This window comes from Candidatus Pristimantibacillus lignocellulolyticus (assembly GCA_023639215.1).
Taxonomy (GTDB): domain Bacteria; phylum Bacillota; class Bacilli; order Paenibacillales; family Paenibacillaceae; genus Pristimantibacillus; species Pristimantibacillus lignocellulolyticus.
This window is the reverse complement of sequence record CP097899.1, coordinates 200,125-217,770: the sequence shown is the minus strand read 5'-3', so window position 1 is coordinate 217,770 and position 17,646 is coordinate 200,125. Positions and strand designations below refer to the sequence as shown.

The following is a 17,646-nucleotide window of genomic DNA, read 5'->3' as shown; positions in this document are numbered from 1 at the left end:
CTTCGTTGGCTTTAACGATGCATAATACTGCCCCACGTTGCGGTATAAATGTTCCTGTGTCGGATCAACATAGAATGCTGGTTGGAATACACGCTTAATAAAATCTTCCAGCTTACGCAGCGGTAGTCATGCTCATGATCTTGGTAAACTCCATTCAGCGCTTTCCCATGAATAAACTATGGAGAGCGACCGCAAGAGCATTAAGAACATCGTCTTCTGGTTTACAGAAGACGATGGACTAACACAATCTGCTTTACCAGAGCAAAGGGAGCGGAGAACCTTATCACAAGTAAGTAAGGTTGTAGCTTAAGTTGATATTCCAGCCTAGGTTTTTTATTTTGAAATGAAAATAATTTAAAGCGGCATGGGAGAATAATCTAATACATCCACTGAATGTGAAAGTAGATAAGATATGGCGATAGGATGGTTTTCCAATTGAAGCTAACATAGATATTTCCTTAATTATAGATTGCTTGAAATAGTCTATTGATGCCTTGTTCAATTTCGTTTTTTTGTAAATGACCGTAGCCAATAATCAATCTGTTATTATGATTTTCCTTCTTGATTGTATGATCTTCTACTGGGTAAACCTTTACACCAAATTGTTCGATTTTCAGTAATAAATTTTGCGTAAATTCTATCTTCTCAAACTCTGCAATTAAATGCATACCTGTAGAGTAGCCAAATATTTTTACGTTATGTGAAAAAGTTAATTGTAAACGTTGGATAAGAAAATCACGTTGACTTTTATAAAACTTTTTCATTTTTGTGATATGTCTTTCCATGTAGCCCTCCTGTATAAAACGAGAAAGGGTAAGCTGGTCCAAGGAAGGTGTGTGTAAGTCTGTTAACCATTTCAATTGGCGACACTTTTCGATAAGCTGTGTTGGAAGGACAATGTATCCTATCCGTAGTGCAGGAGAGAGAATTTTACTAAAAGAGCCGATGTAGAGTACAAGCTCTGGATCTAGGCCCTGCAAAGAGCTAACAGGTGGCCCTTCGTAGCGAAACTCACTATCATAATCATCTTCAATTAAAAAGCAATGATGATTTCTAGCATATTCAATTAATTCAATTCTACGTTGAATTGGTAATGTACTTCCTAAAGGAAATTGGTGTGAGGGAGTTAGAAAGACAAATTTAGGGTTCATATTGTCTGGTAATAGGGCTGTTTTTATTCCCAACTCATCTACTGGTATTGGATAGATTTTGGCACCAGAATCCTTAAAGATGGTTTGAATATCATTCGTAATGGGGTCTTCCATAATCGCTATATCATTAGGTGATAACAGCAATCTCGATACAAGCATAATTGCTTGTGTCGCACCAGATGTAATGATAATTTGCTCTGGATGACATTCAACGCCTCTTGTTTTTAATAAGTAGTATGCAAGAGTTTGCCTTAATTCTATACGCCCCTCTGGAACTCCATATCCCAAAATGGAGGATTCACTATCTTGCCAAAGTTGATAACTAATCTTTGCCCATGTTTTACGAGGAAACAAGTTGAGTGCAGGGATGCCCGAGCGAAAATTTATAGTTTCTTTCGCTACTATTGAATTTCCTCCTTTATTTGTAACAATGGGCTTTGTTTGTTGTATTAACAAAGCCCCCTCTGCAACAAAAGTACCAGCTCCTCTTCGTGCAATTAAAAACCCTTCGGCTAGTAACTGATCGTAGGCTTCTAAAATGACATTCCTTGATACTTTTAATTCTACTGAAAGCTCGCGTGAGGATGCTAGTTTTTCCCCAGCAAGTAGGTGTCCATGTAAAATTTTTTTGCGTATTTGCTGATAGATTTGACGATTTAAAGGAATATCTAAAGCTCTATTAATAGGTATCCATAACATTTTTCATTCCTCCGATTTGAAAGTGGTACCTTTAAAATCTCTTTCAAGTGGTTCTACAGTTACCAATTATATCATGATACAGTATTTACCAATAACTAATAGGAGGAATAAATATGAAAAAAGCAGAAGAATTAGTGATTCAAGCATTAAAAAGCGCAGCACGAGATGATAGATTGAAATATGCTGTGCAACAGTCAACAGAGCTCTATCCGTTATTATGGAAAGCAGCAAAAAGATATGTAACAGGAGAAAAGAGAGAGGATGTCATTACGGTTGCACGTGAATATCTCGATAATAATTATAATATCTCTATTGAATATATTGGGGAAAATATAACTGACTTAGGGGAATGTGAAAGGGCAAAGAATGAGCTTTTACAAGTAATTGAGGAAATGGGAATATTATCTTTAAAGCAAACTGTATCATTTGATTTATCTCATATAGGCCTTTCTATTAATGCTGAGATTACTTATAAGTACCTTGAAGAGCTTGCACAAAAAGCTCAGCGGTATGGAATAACTTTGATGATAGGTATGGAAGAATCATCAAAGACTAGTGATATTCTCTCTCTCTACAAAAAAATAGCTACAAACTATGCAAATGTTGGAATAAGTATACAAGTTTATCTTTATCGTACAAAGGTAGATTTACAAGAACTTATTCAATATCCAGGAAAAATAAGACTTGTAAAAGGGGCTTTTCAAGAGCCTATTGATATAGCCATGATCAGATCAGAAGAACTGAATAGCCGGTATCTTGAGTATGTTGAACAGTTAGTGAAAGCGAACCATCCGATATCAATTGCTACACATGATGAAATGCTTATTCAAGAGATAGTGCGACGTCAATATTTTGATAAATCAAATGTTGAAGTAGAGATGCTTTATGGTGTACGTCCAGAGTTACTCAATGAATTAAGAAAGAAGGAATATCGTTGTAGAGTCTATTTAACGTATGGAAGTGAGTGGTATTTATATCTTTGCCATCGAATTGCAGAACAACCTGAAAACTTATATTTAGCAGTAACTGATATTATTAATGAATCCATTAGAGAAAGAAGTATAGTTGATTGAATAGATGAATTTGTACTAACTTCACATAAGATAAGATGAAAATGATATGAAGCGTTCACCTCTGTGAACGTTTTTTTGTTAAAGTAAATAATTTACAGTGTGTGGTATGATAGTGGTATAACATTCAGAACTAATCCAAGTTAGGAGTGATGTAATGAAATATAACAAAAAGATTTTGATTATAGTGAAGACGTGTCTACTTATGCTCACTTGTTTGCTCATAAGTGCATGCGGTCAATTTGAGAAATATGAAACCGATGAAGTTTATATGATAGAGACATTTGATGATAATCAAAATGATGAAGGTATATTTGAGACGACTGGTTATGTGATAGGAAATTCAATAACAATTGTAAAGGAAGGGAAAAGCAATATAAATTCAGATGTTAAATCTATTGAGGACTTTTATGATGTAGATGGAAATTATCTGCGAACAGAAATTAGCCATTCCAATGCAAAAAAATCTAAAATGCTACTCACTGAAGAAGGAAAAAACCTCAAAGAAGAACTTCAAGAACCTTCCACAATCCTTATAACCGTTCAAAATGCCAAGAATTTTAACTCAAACGATATGACTTCCGAAGAAAAAACACTAGTTAGAGAACATGTACTAGCTATGATCGATAAGCTGTAAGGAGTAAATAGTATAAGGTGAAACAGCAATTGTTAATTAAGTTGATAGTGCGCTAATTATTATATAAATAACTGATTTTTCAATTAAGAAAGAATCCTTACTATGCATCAAGTTATAGTTAAAACCTTTTATAGTTATAAACATTATATATTTCTGTAATAAACCTCTTTCTTATATGATAGTGAAAACTATTACAGTGGAGGTTGGTTCAATGAATAACCATCAAGAGATCATGAGTACATTTAATGAGGTTGCACAGAAATATGATGAGCAACGCAAAAAGTTAATTCCTTGTTTTGATGATTTTTATGGTATTGCAACTGCACTTGCGAATAGTAACAAAAAAATGCCAGCTATTTTGGATTTGAGCGCTGGTACAGGTTTATTGTCCTCATTGCTGTTGCGTAAATATCCTGAGGCTTCTATTACCTTAATAGATCTCTCAGAGAAAATGCTTGATGTAGCTAAGTTAAGACTTCAATCGTATCCCAATGTTAACTATATTGTAGATGATTATACATACCATAAAGCACAAGAGCAGTATGACATCATTGTCTCAGCGCTTTCGATACATCATCTATCAGATGATCAAAAATATGAGTTGTATCAAAATAGCTATGTTAATTTGAAGGATAGCGGTGTATTTATTAATGCTGATCAAGTTCTTGGAGCAACAACTTATCTTGACGGACTCTATAAATCAGATTGGAAAAACAAAGTAGAAGCAAGTGGTTTATGCGTGGAGGAAATAGCTTCTGCGTATGAAAGAACAAAACTCGATAAGATGTCTAATTTAGAAGATCAATTAAAGAGTCTGAAAAGTATTGGGTTTTCAGATGTAGATTGCATATATAAGTATTATAATTTTGCAGTATTATATGGAAGGAAATCTTAGAAGTATTAAGAGAAGGACCATAAATATACAATGTTTTTAATTCATGGTATATTCATGAAGGTGAACGTGTAACTATTAATTATTTTGTATAAGTAAGTATAGATCTAACAATCTGAGGTGAATGATGGAGTCATTAATTGAACTTAGAAAAGTGAGTAAGTCTTTTTCAAGAGAACATACCGTTCTAGATCAAATCTCTATCAAATTACACAAGAATCAATGTGTTGCAATTGTAGGTAGGAATGGCTCCGGTAAATCTACGGTTTTAAAAATGATTGCTGGCCTTATTCCTTGCTCTACAGGTGAGATTATATATGCTAACCATTCTAAAATTGGCTATGCACCTGAACAATTTCCTAAGTTGAAATTTACTGCTGAAGAATACCTATTTACAATGGGACGAATTCAAAAGTTACCTAAGTACGAATTAAAGCGAAATATTATAGATTTACTGAATAAGTTTAATTTGAATGTGAGCTACCAAATCACTTACTTTTCAAAAGGAATGCTTCAAAAGCTTAATTTGTTACAAGCTGTACTTGGAAATCCTAGCATACTTATTCTTGATGAGCCCTTGTCAGGTTTAGATGCAAACTCTCGCAAAGAATTGATAGCTATGCTCCAAACGTTTAAGGATCAAGGAATTACAATTATTATGTCTTGTCATGAAAATTCACTATTAGATGAAATTGCTGATCGTGTCATTGTAATAAAGGACGGTAAAGTTCATACGGACAATCCAAATACGCAATTAAATGAATCGCTTTTCAAAATTATTTACTCTAATGATCAAATGTTAGAAGTTATTCCTATCTCTAATTGTATTAATTCGGAATTTATTCTAACTCACAATAATGAAAATGAACTTATTCTAAAAGAGGAACACCGAGATTCTGTCTTGTTACAATTATTGCAACATAACTATTCTATTATTTCTGTAATGAAGGAAATAAGACGAAGGAGTGTTTTAGAACTAACGAGCAATGATCGAGAGGAGGAATCTAGTTGACCTTTCACTTGGTAAACTATTTATTAAAGAGCTATATTCGTTCTCATCGCTATTTTCCAGCTATCGTATTCTTTTTATTATGTATAATGATTCTTTACTCCTATAAACCGAATCCTGTTGTGGAAACTTACGCTTTGTCAGCGGTCTTCTTATATATTATTTCTGCTTGGATTTGCTATAGTTTTTTAAACTCTACTAACAGAATCCATGGTCAAATTATTTCTCTACATGCTGGGAGTATTCGTACATATTTAATAGGTAAAATTGTGATGGTATGTATGTTATGTTTTGGTTTATGTATATTAGCTGTACTCTATCCACTAGCAACTAATATGTTCGATGAGCCTCTAACTTTGAAAATGTGGTTATTAGCACTAGCAATACATTTTGAAATATCGCTTCTAGGAATTATTATTCCGTTATTTTTTAATAGTTCATTTATTAAAAGTGGTAGTTTTTCTATTTCATGTATACTAATTATCCTTGTTATTACTTTGGCTAAGAATGGGATTATAGAAACTTATGGATCTTGGCTTATATACCTATTTTGGTTAATGCCACCAGCATTTCAGATGATTAATATGTTCTCTGCCTTCGACAATTATTCTTCGTTATCAATTTTTGCGTCACTATTTTTTCCGATATTGTACTTCATGGTGTGTGTTTTGATTTATTTGAAACTACAACAAAAAAGAATGTAGATAACAGTCTAGGAATAAAACTGATGTGATATAATACTTCAGGAATGGAACATTTTACTAAAGTTTCCGAGTATTTGATAACAAGAATACATCTGAGGAGGAGTTTATAATCGATTCGCAAAATAAAAAAGAAGAAATTGAAAAGCAGATTGCTAAGCTAGCCGAAGAGCTGAAAGCTATGCAAAACGAAGCGGACCAACAAGCCGCGCCGCAAGGAGCGAATCCACAGCAGCATATACCTGCTCCGCCACAAGGAGCGAATCCACAGCAGTGGAACCAAGCCGCGCCGCAAGGAGCGAATTTACAGCAGTGGAACCAAGCCGCGCCGCAAGGAGCGAATTTACAGCAGTGGAACCAAGCCGCGCCGCAAGGAGCGAATCCACAGCAGCATAGACCAGTTGCCTCGCAAGGAGCGAATCCACAGCAGCATAGACCTGCTGCGCCGCAAGGAGCGAATCCACAGCAGTGGAACCAAGCTGCGCCGCAAGGAGCGAATCCACAGCAGTGGAACCAAGCCGCGCCGCAAGGAGCGAATCCACAGCAGTGGAACCAAGCCGCGCCGCAAGGAGCAAATCCACAGCAGTGGAACCAAGCCGCGCGGCAAGGAGCGAATCCACAGCAGTGGAACCAAGCCGCGCCGCAAGGAGCGAATCCACAGCAGTGGAACCAAGCTGCGCCGCAAGGAGCGAATCCACAGCAGTGGAACCAAGCCGCGCGGCAAGGAGCGAATCCACAGCAGTGGAACCAAGCCGCGCCGCAAGGAGCGAATCCACAGCAGTGGAACCAAGCTGCACCGCAAGGAGCGAATCCACAGCAGTGGAACCAAGTTGCACCGCAAGGAGCGAATCCACAGCAGCATAAACCTGCTGCGCCGCAAGGAGGAAATCCACAGCAGTGGAACCAAGATGCGCCGCAAGGAGGAAATCCACAGCAGTGGAACCAAGCCGCACCGCAAGGAGCGAATCCACAGCAGTGGAACCAAGCCGCGCCACAAGGAGCAAATCCACAGCAGTGGAACCAAGCTGCGCCACCAGGAGCGAATCCACAGCAGTGGAACCAAGCTGCGCCGCAAGGAGGAAATCCACAGCAGTGGAACCAAGCCGCGCCGCAAGGAGCGAATCCACAGCAGCATAGACCAACCGCGCCGCAAGGAGGAAATCCACAGCAGTGGAACCAAGCCGCGCGGCAAGGAGCGAATCCACAGCAGCAACATGTCTACTACCAACCGTATACTAAAGAAGAAAAAGAAAAATCAACTCGTAACTTTGAAAATGTTTTAGCTCGGATTTGGTTACCAATTGTATTTATTATTGTTATGTTAGTTGGTATGTTATGGGGCTTTGTTGCAGTAGTGAAAGAAGGATACTTATCTGAACCAGTTCGTTGTTTGTTAGGAGTTTTTATTGCGGTTGTGCTTTATGTACTGGGCTTAAGTCAATATCGTCATAAAAGAGCTGCATTAGGAAAAGTATTACTAGGCGGGTCGCATGGATTACTAATAATTACGATATCCGTAGCTCATCTAGCTTATGAAATACTTCCTATACCGTTAGCAATTGTTTGTTATTTCATAGCTTTTTCACAAATTATATATTCTTCTTTACGTTGGAAATCACAAACATTAATTACAATCTCGGTTATCTCAGGTTTTCTCTGTGCGTTGCTCGTAGATCTAACTGAAATTAATGGATCACTATTCATTATTTCACAATTAGCATTTTCGATATTAATGTTAATTCTAAGCTACAAACTCATGTATCAAGTAGCTTACTGGTTTGCATTTGTTCTGCTTCATTTCTCATTACTTATTGCATATGATGAATTCTTTGTTGTTCAAGAGAGTTTATATGTTATAGCTGTAATTATTCAACTCCTTTGTTTATTTGCTCATTTCCTAATAGATAAGAAACATACGATAAACTACATGGCCATGCAAATTGTGGCAGTACCTAGTGCATTACTTTGGTCTTATACCTTACTAGGTGACAACTATAAGAATTCTTACTGGATTGGATTAGGGCTTATACTTCTATGTTATTTAGGAGGATCGTTTTTCTTCAATAATAAGATTAACGAAGCTGTAGCTGAAGAGAAAAGTACTTATCGATACCGTCATGAGCTGAGTTTAATGATAACTAGTTTCATTGCACTTATACTCTTTGTCGATCTTGTAGCGGGTAGTTTTAACTCAACAATGGTGCAATTGATTGTATCGTTATCGTTAATTGTAGCGATAAGAATGAAATATGTAGTATATGGAATTCTTTCTAGTCTTGTTTTCGTTACTATCTCTATTGTCGTTATGCTACAAAAAGTGCCACATGTATTCTCTGGTGAAATGTTAAATTGGATAATAATTTTAGTATCCTTGTTATTCATTCATAATCAATATAATAGTAATATTGTTAATGATAGCAATAGTGATGAGGATGTTACATTACCGATTATTCGTTGGCTTTCAGCATTAGTTGGATTTATATTTGTATCGATGTTATCGCTTGTGCTTAGTAGAGAGCTCGAGCTAGAAATGCAGCATTACTTTATGTCAGCCTTCTGGACGATCTATGCTATCGGTGCTATAGTCCTTGGGTTACTGAAGACATGGACTAAGCCAAGAATAACGGGAATGCTACTATTATTTGTTGTATTGATGAAAGTCATTTTTATTGATATCTCGCATGTACATCTTGGTATAAAAGCAGTTATCTTTATCGTCTTAGGCGGTGTTGGCATACTCATTTCTCGGTTAATGTACAACGCGCAAAGAGAAGACAAACAGAATAATAATATTAACAGCTAGCTGACGAGTAATAATTATTGGAATGAATAAGAACAACGAACTATCGTTTTACATTGAAGGTTAAAAGAAATCGTTTTTTAGTAATAGATGGGGATAGCCCCATTGAACTGAGAAACGATTTCTTTTGTGATTTTATAATGAATATGTGAAAATGAGGATATTGTAAGTAGTAAACCACTTCGTAGCGGAGCGAACAGTTGTTGTGGAAAAGTGGAGCGTTCGGCCTTGTTCAACGATTTATACCTTTAACAACTTCCAATAAATCGTTGAACTAAAGTCGATTGGAGCAACGCACTGTTCGCGAAGCGGTGTCGATTGGAGCAACGTACTGTTCGCGAAGCGGTGTCGATTGGAGCAACGTACTGTTCGCGAAGCGGTCCAGATGAGATCGGCGTACTGCCACACAGCGGTGTTAACACATAAAAAGGAGTTTACAAGATGAAGAAGCATTTACTCATTGGCGGGCAAGAAGTTTTTGCTGAACATTATGAGCCATTACGTTCTCCTTATTCAGGAGAGGTTATTGCAACAATTGCACAAGCAACGATAGGTCAACTGGATGATGCGATTGTTTCAGCAGAAGCTGCTTGTTCATTGCAACGAAAGCTTGCTGCTCATGAACGAGCACATATTTTAAGTAAAGTAGCTCAATTGCTAGCCGAGCGCAAAGACGAAGCGGCTCGTTGTATTAGTCTTGAAGCAGCTAAACCAATAAAGCAATCTTATATAGAAGTAGAACGTACCATTCAAACGTATCAGTATGCAGCGGAAGAAGCGAAGCGATTGACAGGTGAGATGGTTCCTATGGCAGCTATGCCAGGCGGTGAAGGTCGATTAGCTTTTACGATTCGTGAGCCGATCGGAGTTGTTGGAGCAATTACACCTTTCAATTTCCCGATGAATCTAGTTGCCCATAAGATTGGCCCAGCTATTGCGGCTGGAAACACGGTTGTGTTAAAACCTGCACCTCAAACTCCATTATCTGCTTACTTTATCGGAGAGTTATTCAAAGAGGCTGGTCTACCAGACGGGGTCTTGAATATCGTGACAGGAGATGGCGTTCTGCTTGGAGAGTATCTCGCTAGCGATCGGCGTGTCAATATGATTACATTTACAGGTAGTCCGGCGGTAGGGATGAGAATATCTCAGCTTGCAGGAATTAAGAAACGTACACTTGAACTTGGATCTAATTCAGCAGTTATTATTGACGATGAGATGATGACAGAACAAATTATAGAGCGTTGCGTCACTGGCGCATTTAGCAATAATGGTCAAGTATGCATTTCATTGCAACGTATCTATGTAGTTGGAGATCAGTATGAGAGTTTTGTACAGAAACTTGTTGAAGCTACATCACGACTACAACTTGGAGACCCATTGTCTATTGAAACTGATGTTTCTGCACTAATATCTAAGACATCAATTGCTCGCTCTTTACAATGGATTCAAGAAGCGATGGATGATAGTGCTGTTCTTGCTTTGGGAGGAAGAACTAAAGATGATGTAATCCTTGAACCGACAATTTTGCTAGACGTGCCGCAACATTCAGCAATAAGTTGCCAAGAAGTATTTGCACCAATCGTTATTGTAAATAAGGTCGCTTCTATAGAGGAAGCCATAGAAATGGTCAATCACTCAGAGTATGGCTTACAAGCTGGAGTCTATTGTAAAACTCTTGAAACAGCTTGGAAAGCAGCAGCTAATTTACAAGTAGGCGGAGTGCTAATTAATGATATTCCAACATATCGTGTAGATCATATGCCTTATGGTGGGGTTAAGCTCAGTGGAACTGGCAAAGAAGGTGTACCTTATGCTATGGAAGATATGACAACGAGTAAGCTTGTAATCGTGAAGGTGTAGCTATGTTCTCTTCATACATATAAAGTACATGAGAAAAATGGTGCTTGTGATTATGAAGAGATTGTACGTAGCATTGTCGTCATCTAGTATAATTGGTAGTGTAAACAATATTTATTTAGGGGGAATTAAATGATACGCGCTATTGTATTTGATTTTGATGGATTAATTATTGATACAGAAACATTAGAGTATGAGGTGCTTCAACAAATATACAAGGAATATGAAGTTGAATTGCTAATCGAGACATATGCGCAAAACATAGGTACGAATATGGGTGAATTTAATCCATACACAAATCTTGCGGATTTATCGAAACAAGATTTAGATGCTCAATTCATAAAAACGCTACATCGAGAAAGATTACACTTAGTGTTACCTAGTCTTGTGTTGCGAGAGGGTGTAATGGATTATATCCATCAGGCAAAACAGATGAATATGAAAATAGCTTTAGCAACAAGCTCTAACCGTAAGTGGATTGATGAATTTTTTACAAGATATGATTTGCATCAATATTTTGATTACATCTGTACATCCGATGATGTCACGAATGTCAAACCTAATCCAGAACTTTACTTGCGAGCGTTATCGTTGCTAGGTGTTGAAGGTCATGAAGCGATTGCTTTTGAAGATTCACATAATGGTTCATTAGCCGCGGTAGCAGCGGGGATACATTGCGTTGCAGTTCCTAATCCGGTCACGCAACATTTTACATTTGAACATTGCTCGTTAATTCTAACTTCGATGGCACAGTTCACTTTATCTGAAGTGATTGATCGTATCGGGGAAAAGTAGTAAGGAATTCTTAATTGTGGTTGGTTAGTTGTTATAACATAAAAGAACGATCTATTTGCGTATAATAGATCGTTCTTTTTTATTTTTCGTAATGATGTCCAGCTATAGTGTTAGGAAGGTTTTGAAGGCATTTTAGGGGGATAATGAGACCACGATAATAGTAAACCTTAAAAGAAGCTTAAAATTCTGTGACCAAATGGTAAAATATCCGTATAAAGTCATATGATGTATTGAAATCGAAAGGGGAGTTGGATTTGAATTTTGAAACTAGAAACAGTGAAGAGAGCAATCAACAAAGGAAAGATGTTCCTTGGAATCCGAAAGTTATTGGAAAATCAGTAATTGGTGTTTGTATTGCTATTATTTTATTGTATGTCGGGTTTACTTCGTTCTACACCGTAGAGGAACGTGAACGAGCAGTAATATTAACATTTGGTAAGATAACAGGTGAAGAAACTTCAGGTTTACATTTCAAACTTCCATATCCTATTCAAGATGTAAAGATCGTTCCAGCGGAGATGACGCAGTATATTACTATTGGCTACCGTGAATCGGCAGGCGGTGATATTGTTGATGAGTCCGAAGCGATGATGATTACAGGAGATGAAAACATAGTGTCTGCGGATGCTGTAATTACATGGAAAATAGGAAATATCAAAAATTACTTAACGAACATTGATAATCATGAAACTTTTCTCCGTAACTCTGCCATAGCATCTATCCGCTCGGTGATGGGGGCACAGAAATTAGATTATGCAATTACTGACGGTAAAACAGTTATTCAAGAATTAGCAAGAGAACAATTAATGAAATTACAAGATAAGTACAATACGGGCATTATTATTATTGATTTGAAGTTTCAAGATATTGAACCACCGGATGGTCAAGTAGCAGATGCTTTCCGAGCAGTTACTAATGCACGAGAAGAGAAAAATACGAAAATTAATAATGCAACAAAGTATGAGAATGATCGCATTCCAAAAGCTCGTGGTGAAGCTCAAGCTTTAATTGAATTAGCAGAAGCAGAAAAGGCGTCGCGTATTTTGAATGCGCAAGGTGATGTAGCTAAGTTCAATGCGATCTACGCTGAGTACGCGAATAACAAAGAGATTACGGAGAGTCGCCTAATATTGGAGACATTAGAAAAAATATTGCCTAACGCTCAAATTATTATTACAAATACCGGTAGTGATACGGTGAACTATTTACCACTTAATGAACTTTTGAATAAAAAGAATAGTTCTTCTTCAAATAGTTCAACAACGAATAATTCATCATCTAGCAGTTCGAATTCCAGCTCTGCTGGTACACAGTAGGGGGAGAATATATGAAAAAATTTAAGCTTACTGGATTTATTATCGTGGGTATAGTAATCGTTATTTGCTTGTTTGGCTCGTTATTTATTGTTAAAGAAGGCGAGTATAAAATCGTATTACGATTTGGTGAAGCGATCGATTCTAAGACAGAGCCAGGACTATATTTTAAAGTTCCTTTTATCGACAATATTAAGGAGCTGCCTAAGTACCAGATGACTTATGAAAATGTGCCGACTCAAATTATGACGAAGGACAAGAAAATAATTCTAGTCGATAATTACACGGTATGGAGAATTGATGATCCAGTGAAATTTAATAAAACAAGTCATACTGTAAGTGATGGGGCACAACGGATTAACGAAGCAGTTTATAACTCAGTAAGACGTAAACTTTCTGAAGTGAATTATGATGAAATCATTAGTGAAAATACAGCAAGAGGTGATTTGAATGATGAGATCACTAAAGATGTAGCACTGTCACTTCAACGTGATAATTATGGTATTGAAATCGTCGATGTACGTATTAAGCGAACGGATCTTCCTGAAAGCAATAAGGAGAGTGTTTATAATCGAATGATTTCCGATCGTCAGTCCATTGCTGCTCGTTATCTTTCAGAAGGTGATGAAGAATCTAAGAAAATCACCTCAAAAGCAGATCGTACTGCTCTAGAATTAATGGCTCAAGCAGAGGCTGATTCGAAAAAGATCGTAGCTGAAGGTGAACAAGAGGCAGCGAAAATTTATAATGAAGCTTACGGCAAAGACCCTGAGTTCTACAATCTGTATCGAACGTTAGAGAGTTATGTTGTAACGATGCGCAATGAACCAGTCATTATGATGCCGATTGAATCTCCATACGCTCAAATATTGTTAGGCGAATAGTATATACATGAACAACAAAAGGGACGAAGCTACTTGGAATAGTAGTTTCGTCCCTTTATGTATTTAATAAAGAGATATCGTTAAGGTATGATGTTCTGTTAACGCATGTAACGTTGCTTCTGAACCAATAACTTCGATACTAATGAGCGTAGCCAAGCAAAGTTTTAGGGCTTGCTTACCTGTTTCCCATTTTTGATTCAAGATCGCTTCTAGTTTGCGCATAGCCTTCTTATTGAGTTCTTGCATATATACAGGTATCTGTTTTTCCTGGAATACAACTGTAGTTGTCATGATTAATTCCTCCAACACAACAAAGTATGAATGTATTGTAGCGAAGTAACCTTAAGATTACCTTAAAAATCGATGTTTAACTATGACAATATTGCTAGAAATATGCGAAATAAGATTAGAATTTTCTTAGGAAATGAACTCAATGGAATGAACTAACATTTTTTTGCGATATTCAGAGGGGGTACAGTTCATCTGTTGACGAAATACTTTTACGAAATAGCTTATATGATCAAAGCCAACATCTAATGCGACGGTTGAGATTTTGTTGGATGGGTCTAGTAGTAACTCACCAGCACGACGTATGCGATAGGAATTAATATATTCAATTGGAGTTTGCCTAGTCATGCTTTTGAAGAAACGACAGAACTGACCATCACTCATCGGGATTTGTTCCGCTATTTGCGATATTTTAAGTGGATGATTGAAATGGGTTTGAATGTAGCTAATAACTTTTTTCAAGCGAATCGTTTTCGTATGATCATGTAATTCACGTTTACTGCGGTTTTCATGTCTACCTTCAGAGAGAATGGTATGTAACATTTGCAGCAATAGCAGCTTAACACTAAGCTCATATCCCAAATCTTGCTGATCACAGTGCGATAAAATATTTATAAGGGCATCTAGCAATTGTTTCTCCCAATGTGATTGTGGCTTAATATGACGAGGGAAAGTGCGAGTGCTATCAAATAAAGGTGCAACATATTGAGCTTGTATAACATCATAGCTAGCACTTGCTAAAAACTGAGGATCGAACACGAGCGCTCTATACATACAGGTTGCGTTATGATGCGAATGACCAGTATGGATTTCTCCGCTATCAATAAATATTGCTTCGCCTGCTTTGACTACATAGTAATCAGTATCTACTTGAAATAATACTTCTCCTTGCACACAATAGAAAAATTCCATTTCGTTATGCCAATGACAATCTAATATGGGTACACCTGCAATATTTTGATCGATCCAATAAGCCGCGAGAGGAAATTGCTCATTCCCATGAAGTCTATTTTCTTTCAGCGATGTTTTAATACTTAAGTCCATTGTGTCACCCTCTTATATAAGGATCAAAATAGTGCTATATTTCAGCATTATACTGTTAGAATTTTACCAATATTATCAGTATAATGCAATTATATCAATTTAATTTAATGTCCAATTAAGATCATTTAACAATAGAAAGGTTGTGCCTTTAAGATGAAATTTTCAAATGGAAACTGGTTAATTCATGAGCAATTTAATGTTCAAGCTGCAGTTCAAGCACATGAATTCTATGAGAAGGAAGGTGTATTAACGACTTATGTTGCACCGCGTCTACTTCTAAATAGAGCTAGTATGCTAGATACGATGTTATTAACGATTCAATTCCATTCTCCATTACCAGGGGTTATTGGAGTGAAAATTATTCATCATTCAGGGGTACGCAATCTTGGTCCTAACTTCGAACTTTCGAAATCTGCCCAAAGCAATGCAGTTATTGAAGAAAATGAGCATGAAGCAGTGCTTACTAGTGGAGACTTAAGTGTTCATATTGCTAAAGGTCCAGAATGGAAAGTTGATTTCTTCCGTGGTGGAAAACGTCTAACGGGAAGCGGACAACGTTCTATGGCTTATATTACAGAAGGTAAAGAACGTGCATATGTGCGTGAAGAACTTGATCTAGGTGTTGGTGAGCTAGTTTACGGACTTGGCGAACGTTTTACTCCATTTGTGAAAAATGGTCAGACGGTTGATATTTGGAATCAAGATGCTGGTACAAGCTCTGAACAAGCATACAAAAATATTCCTTTCTATATGACGAATAAAGGCTACGGTGTATTCGTCAATCAACCTGAACTTGTATCTTTTGAAATAGCCTCTGAAAAAGTGAAAAAAGTTCAATTTAGCGTTGAAGGAGAATCACTAGAATATTTTATTATTGATGGTCCTGATCTGAAAGGTGTACTTGATCGATACACACAACTTACAGGTCGCCCTGCATTACCACCAGCATGGACATTTGGTCTATGGTTAAGTACTTCTTTCACAACGAACTACGATGAAGAAACGGTTAACTCATTTGTAGATGGTATGGTTGAACGTGATCTTCCGCTTCACGTCTTCCACTTCGACTGTTTCTGGATGAAAGAATTCCATTGGACAGATTTCAAATGGGATGAATCAGTATTCCCAGATCCAGAAGGTATGCTTACCCGCCTGAAAGAGCGTGGTTTGAAAATATGTGTATGGATTAACCCTTATATCGCTCAACGTTCTCGATTATTTGAAGAAGGAAAAGAAAATGGTTATCTTGTAAAGAAAGCTAACGGAGATGTGTGGCAATGGGATCTATGGCAACCAGGTATGGGACTTGTAGATTTTACTAACCCTGCTGCATGTGAATGGTATGCATCATATTTACGTGAACTTGTAGATATGGGCGTAGATAGCTTCAAAACAGATTTCGGTGAGCGTATTCCAACTGATGTTGTATACTTTGATGGATCTAATCCGTACAAAATGCATAACTACTATACTCAACTTTATAATAAAGTCGTATTTGAAGTGCTTGAAGAAAAGCTTGGTAAAAATGAAGCAGCAGTATTTGCTCGTTCAGCAACTACTGGAGGACAGAAATTCCCTGTACACTGGGGTGGTGACTGTTATGCGGATTATGAATCAATGGCAGAAAGTCTGCGTGGTGGATTATCTTTAGGTATGTCTGGCTTTGGTTTCTGGAGTCATGATATTGGTGGTTTCGAGAACACTGCTCCTAGTCATGTATTTAAGCGTTGGTTGCAATTTGGTTTATTATCTAGTCATAGCCGTCTGCATGGTTCGAGATCATACCGAGTACCTTGGGAGTATGATCAAGAGGCAGTTGACGTTACTCGATACTTTACGAAGTTAAAATGTTCACTAATGCCATATCTATTCAATACGGCTGTGGAGGCTCATGAATTAGGTATTCCTGCAATGCGTTCAATGGTACTTGAGTTCCATGGAGACCCTGCTGTAGAACAACTTGATCGTCAATATATGTTAGGAGAGAGCCTACTTGTCGCTCCAATCTTCAATGAAGAAGGAGAAGTGAGTTATTATCTTCCTGCTGGTCAATGGACACATCTTTTAACTGGTGAAGTGGTAACAGGAGGTGCTTGGAAATCAGAAACTCATGGTTTCATGAGCTTGCCATTGTTTGTTAGACAAAATACAGTCCTTGCTATAGGCGCAGTTGATGATCGGCCTGATTATGAATACGCTGATGGTGTTGAATTACAATTTTACAACTTGCAAGATGGTGTAACAGCGTCAACAGCTGTACGTGATAGTAAAGGGAATATCTCATTGACTGTAGAAGCAACTCGCAATGGAAATTCTATTGCAGTAACATTAAACGGTGTAAATTATCCTCTTTCAATTGTTGTTAAAGGTGAAGGTGAGATTACAGCGGTTGCAGGAATAGAAGCAGCAGTTGAAGCAGGACGTATTATTCTTAAGCCGAAAGGTAATGAAAAATTTACAATTGAATTAGCGTAATAACATATTAATGAATAATAACAGGATT

The 17,646-nt window shown here is 37.2% G+C and carries 14 protein-coding genes; 11 read left to right on the top strand and 3 right to left on the bottom strand.

Annotated elements, in window-relative coordinates:
- Positions 1 to 458: 458 nt before the first annotated feature.
- Positions 459 to 1,850, bottom strand: a complete 1,392-nt coding sequence (locus NAG76_00930; GenBank protein ID URN94857.1) for a PLP-dependent aminotransferase family protein — start codon at positions 1,848 to 1,850, stop codon at positions 459 to 461.
- Positions 1,851 to 1,963: 113 nt separating this feature from the next.
- Here NAG76_00930 and NAG76_00925 point away from each other — a divergent pair, with 113 nt between their 5' ends.
- The 10 genes from NAG76_00925 to NAG76_00880 all read left to right on the top strand — a co-directional run bounded on the left by NAG76_00925 (position 1,964) and on the right by NAG76_00880 (position 13,811).
- Positions 1,964 to 2,923 carry a proline dehydrogenase family protein gene (locus NAG76_00925; protein URN94856.1) on the top strand — a complete coding sequence of 320 codons (960 nt, stop codon included), beginning with the start codon at positions 1,964 to 1,966 and terminating at the stop codon, positions 2,921 to 2,923.
- Between the two features lie 154 nt (positions 2,924 to 3,077).
- Positions 3,078 to 3,557, top strand: coding sequence for a hypothetical protein (locus tag NAG76_00920; GenBank protein ID URN94855.1), 480 nt, complete (start codon positions 3,078 to 3,080; stop codon positions 3,555 to 3,557).
- 211 nt (positions 3,558 to 3,768) lie between these two features.
- On the top strand, positions 3,769 to 4,452 hold the full coding sequence (locus NAG76_00915) for a class I SAM-dependent methyltransferase (protein ID URN94854.1): 684 nt from the start codon (positions 3,769 to 3,771) through the stop codon (positions 4,450 to 4,452).
- Positions 4,453 to 4,576: 124 nt separating this feature from the next.
- Entirely contained in the window at positions 4,577 to 5,461 is an 885-nt protein-coding gene (locus NAG76_00910; protein ID URN94853.1) for an ABC transporter ATP-binding protein, read from the top strand.
- Positions 5,458 to 6,162, top strand: coding sequence for a hypothetical protein (locus NAG76_00905; GenBank protein ID URN94852.1), 705 nt, complete (start codon positions 5,458 to 5,460; stop codon positions 6,160 to 6,162). Before NAG76_00910 ends, NAG76_00905 begins: the two co-directional genes overlap by 4 nt.
- A 178-nt stretch (positions 6,163 to 6,340) precedes the next feature.
- On the top strand, positions 6,341 to 8,962 hold the full coding sequence (locus NAG76_00900; GenBank protein ID URN94851.1) for a DUF2339 domain-containing protein: 2,622 nt from the start codon (positions 6,341 to 6,343) through the stop codon (positions 8,960 to 8,962).
- 438 nt (positions 8,963 to 9,400) lie between these two features.
- Entirely contained in the window at positions 9,401 to 10,822 is a 1,422-nt protein-coding gene (locus NAG76_00895) for an aldehyde dehydrogenase family protein (protein URN94850.1), read from the top strand.
- 129 nt (positions 10,823 to 10,951) lie between these two features.
- A complete protein-coding gene (locus NAG76_00890) occupies positions 10,952 to 11,614 on the top strand; it encodes an HAD family hydrolase (protein URN94849.1) in 663 nt (220 codons plus the stop codon).
- A gap of 254 nt (positions 11,615 to 11,868) precedes the next feature.
- Positions 11,869 to 12,930, top strand: coding sequence for an FtsH protease activity modulator HflK (gene hflK / locus NAG76_00885; GenBank protein ID URN94848.1), 1,062 nt, complete (start codon positions 11,869 to 11,871; stop codon positions 12,928 to 12,930).
- 11 nt (positions 12,931 to 12,941) lie between these two features.
- On the top strand, positions 12,942 to 13,811 hold the full coding sequence (locus tag NAG76_00880) for a protease modulator HflC (GenBank protein ID URN94847.1): 870 nt from the start codon (positions 12,942 to 12,944) through the stop codon (positions 13,809 to 13,811).
- Between the two features lie 63 nt (positions 13,812 to 13,874).
- Here NAG76_00880 and NAG76_00875 read toward each other — a convergent pair whose 3' ends face one another.
- Together NAG76_00875 and NAG76_00870 are read right to left on the bottom strand one after the other, a co-directional pair.
- The gene (locus NAG76_00875) at positions 13,875 to 14,102 is read right to left on the bottom strand and encodes a 3-dehydroquinate dehydratase (GenBank protein ID URN94846.1); all 228 of its coding nucleotides are present in this window, start codon (positions 14,100 to 14,102) and stop codon (positions 13,875 to 13,877) included.
- Between the two features lie 126 nt (positions 14,103 to 14,228).
- Positions 14,229 to 15,143: an AraC family transcriptional regulator gene (locus tag NAG76_00870; GenBank protein URN94845.1), complete on the bottom strand. Its 915-nt coding sequence runs from the start codon at positions 15,141 to 15,143 to the stop codon at positions 14,229 to 14,231.
- Between the two features lie 153 nt (positions 15,144 to 15,296).
- Here NAG76_00870 and yicI point away from each other — a divergent pair, with 153 nt between their 5' ends.
- Positions 15,297 to 17,618: an alpha-xylosidase gene (yicI, locus tag NAG76_00865; protein ID URN94844.1), complete on the top strand. Its 2,322-nt coding sequence runs from the start codon at positions 15,297 to 15,299 to the stop codon at positions 17,616 to 17,618.
- The last annotated feature ends 28 nt before the right edge of the window (positions 17,619 to 17,646 follow it).

What these genes read in the sequence shown, in the direction of transcription:
- NAG76_00930 (URN94857.1), bottom strand. Translation starts at nt 1,850, where the DNA reads ATGTTATGGATACCTATTAATAGAGCTTTAGATATTCCTTTAAATCGT.
- NAG76_00925 (URN94856.1), top strand. Translation starts at nt 1,964, where the DNA reads ATGAAAAAAGCAGAAGAATTAGTGATTCAAGCATTAAAAAGCGCAGCA.
- NAG76_00920 (URN94855.1), top strand. Translation starts at nt 3,078, where the DNA reads ATGAAATATAACAAAAAGATTTTGATTATAGTGAAGACGTGTCTACTT.
- NAG76_00915 (URN94854.1), top strand. Translation starts at nt 3,769, where the DNA reads ATGAATAACCATCAAGAGATCATGAGTACATTTAATGAGGTTGCACAG.
- NAG76_00910 (URN94853.1), top strand. Translation starts at nt 4,577, where the DNA reads ATGGAGTCATTAATTGAACTTAGAAAAGTGAGTAAGTCTTTTTCAAGA.
- NAG76_00900 (URN94851.1), top strand. Translation starts at nt 6,341, where the DNA reads ATGCAAAACGAAGCGGACCAACAAGCCGCGCCGCAAGGAGCGAATCCA.
- NAG76_00895 (URN94850.1), top strand. Translation starts at nt 9,401, where the DNA reads ATGAAGAAGCATTTACTCATTGGCGGGCAAGAAGTTTTTGCTGAACAT.
- NAG76_00890 (URN94849.1), top strand. Translation starts at nt 10,952, where the DNA reads ATGATACGCGCTATTGTATTTGATTTTGATGGATTAATTATTGATACA.
- NAG76_00880 (URN94847.1), top strand. Translation starts at nt 12,942, where the DNA reads ATGAAAAAATTTAAGCTTACTGGATTTATTATCGTGGGTATAGTAATC.
- NAG76_00875 (URN94846.1), bottom strand. Translation starts at nt 14,102, where the DNA reads ATGACAACTACAGTTGTATTCCAGGAAAAACAGATACCTGTATATATG.
- NAG76_00870 (URN94845.1), bottom strand. Translation starts at nt 15,143, where the DNA reads ATGGACTTAAGTATTAAAACATCGCTGAAAGAAAATAGACTTCATGGG.
- yicI (URN94844.1), top strand. Translation starts at nt 15,297, where the DNA reads ATGAAATTTTCAAATGGAAACTGGTTAATTCATGAGCAATTTAATGTT.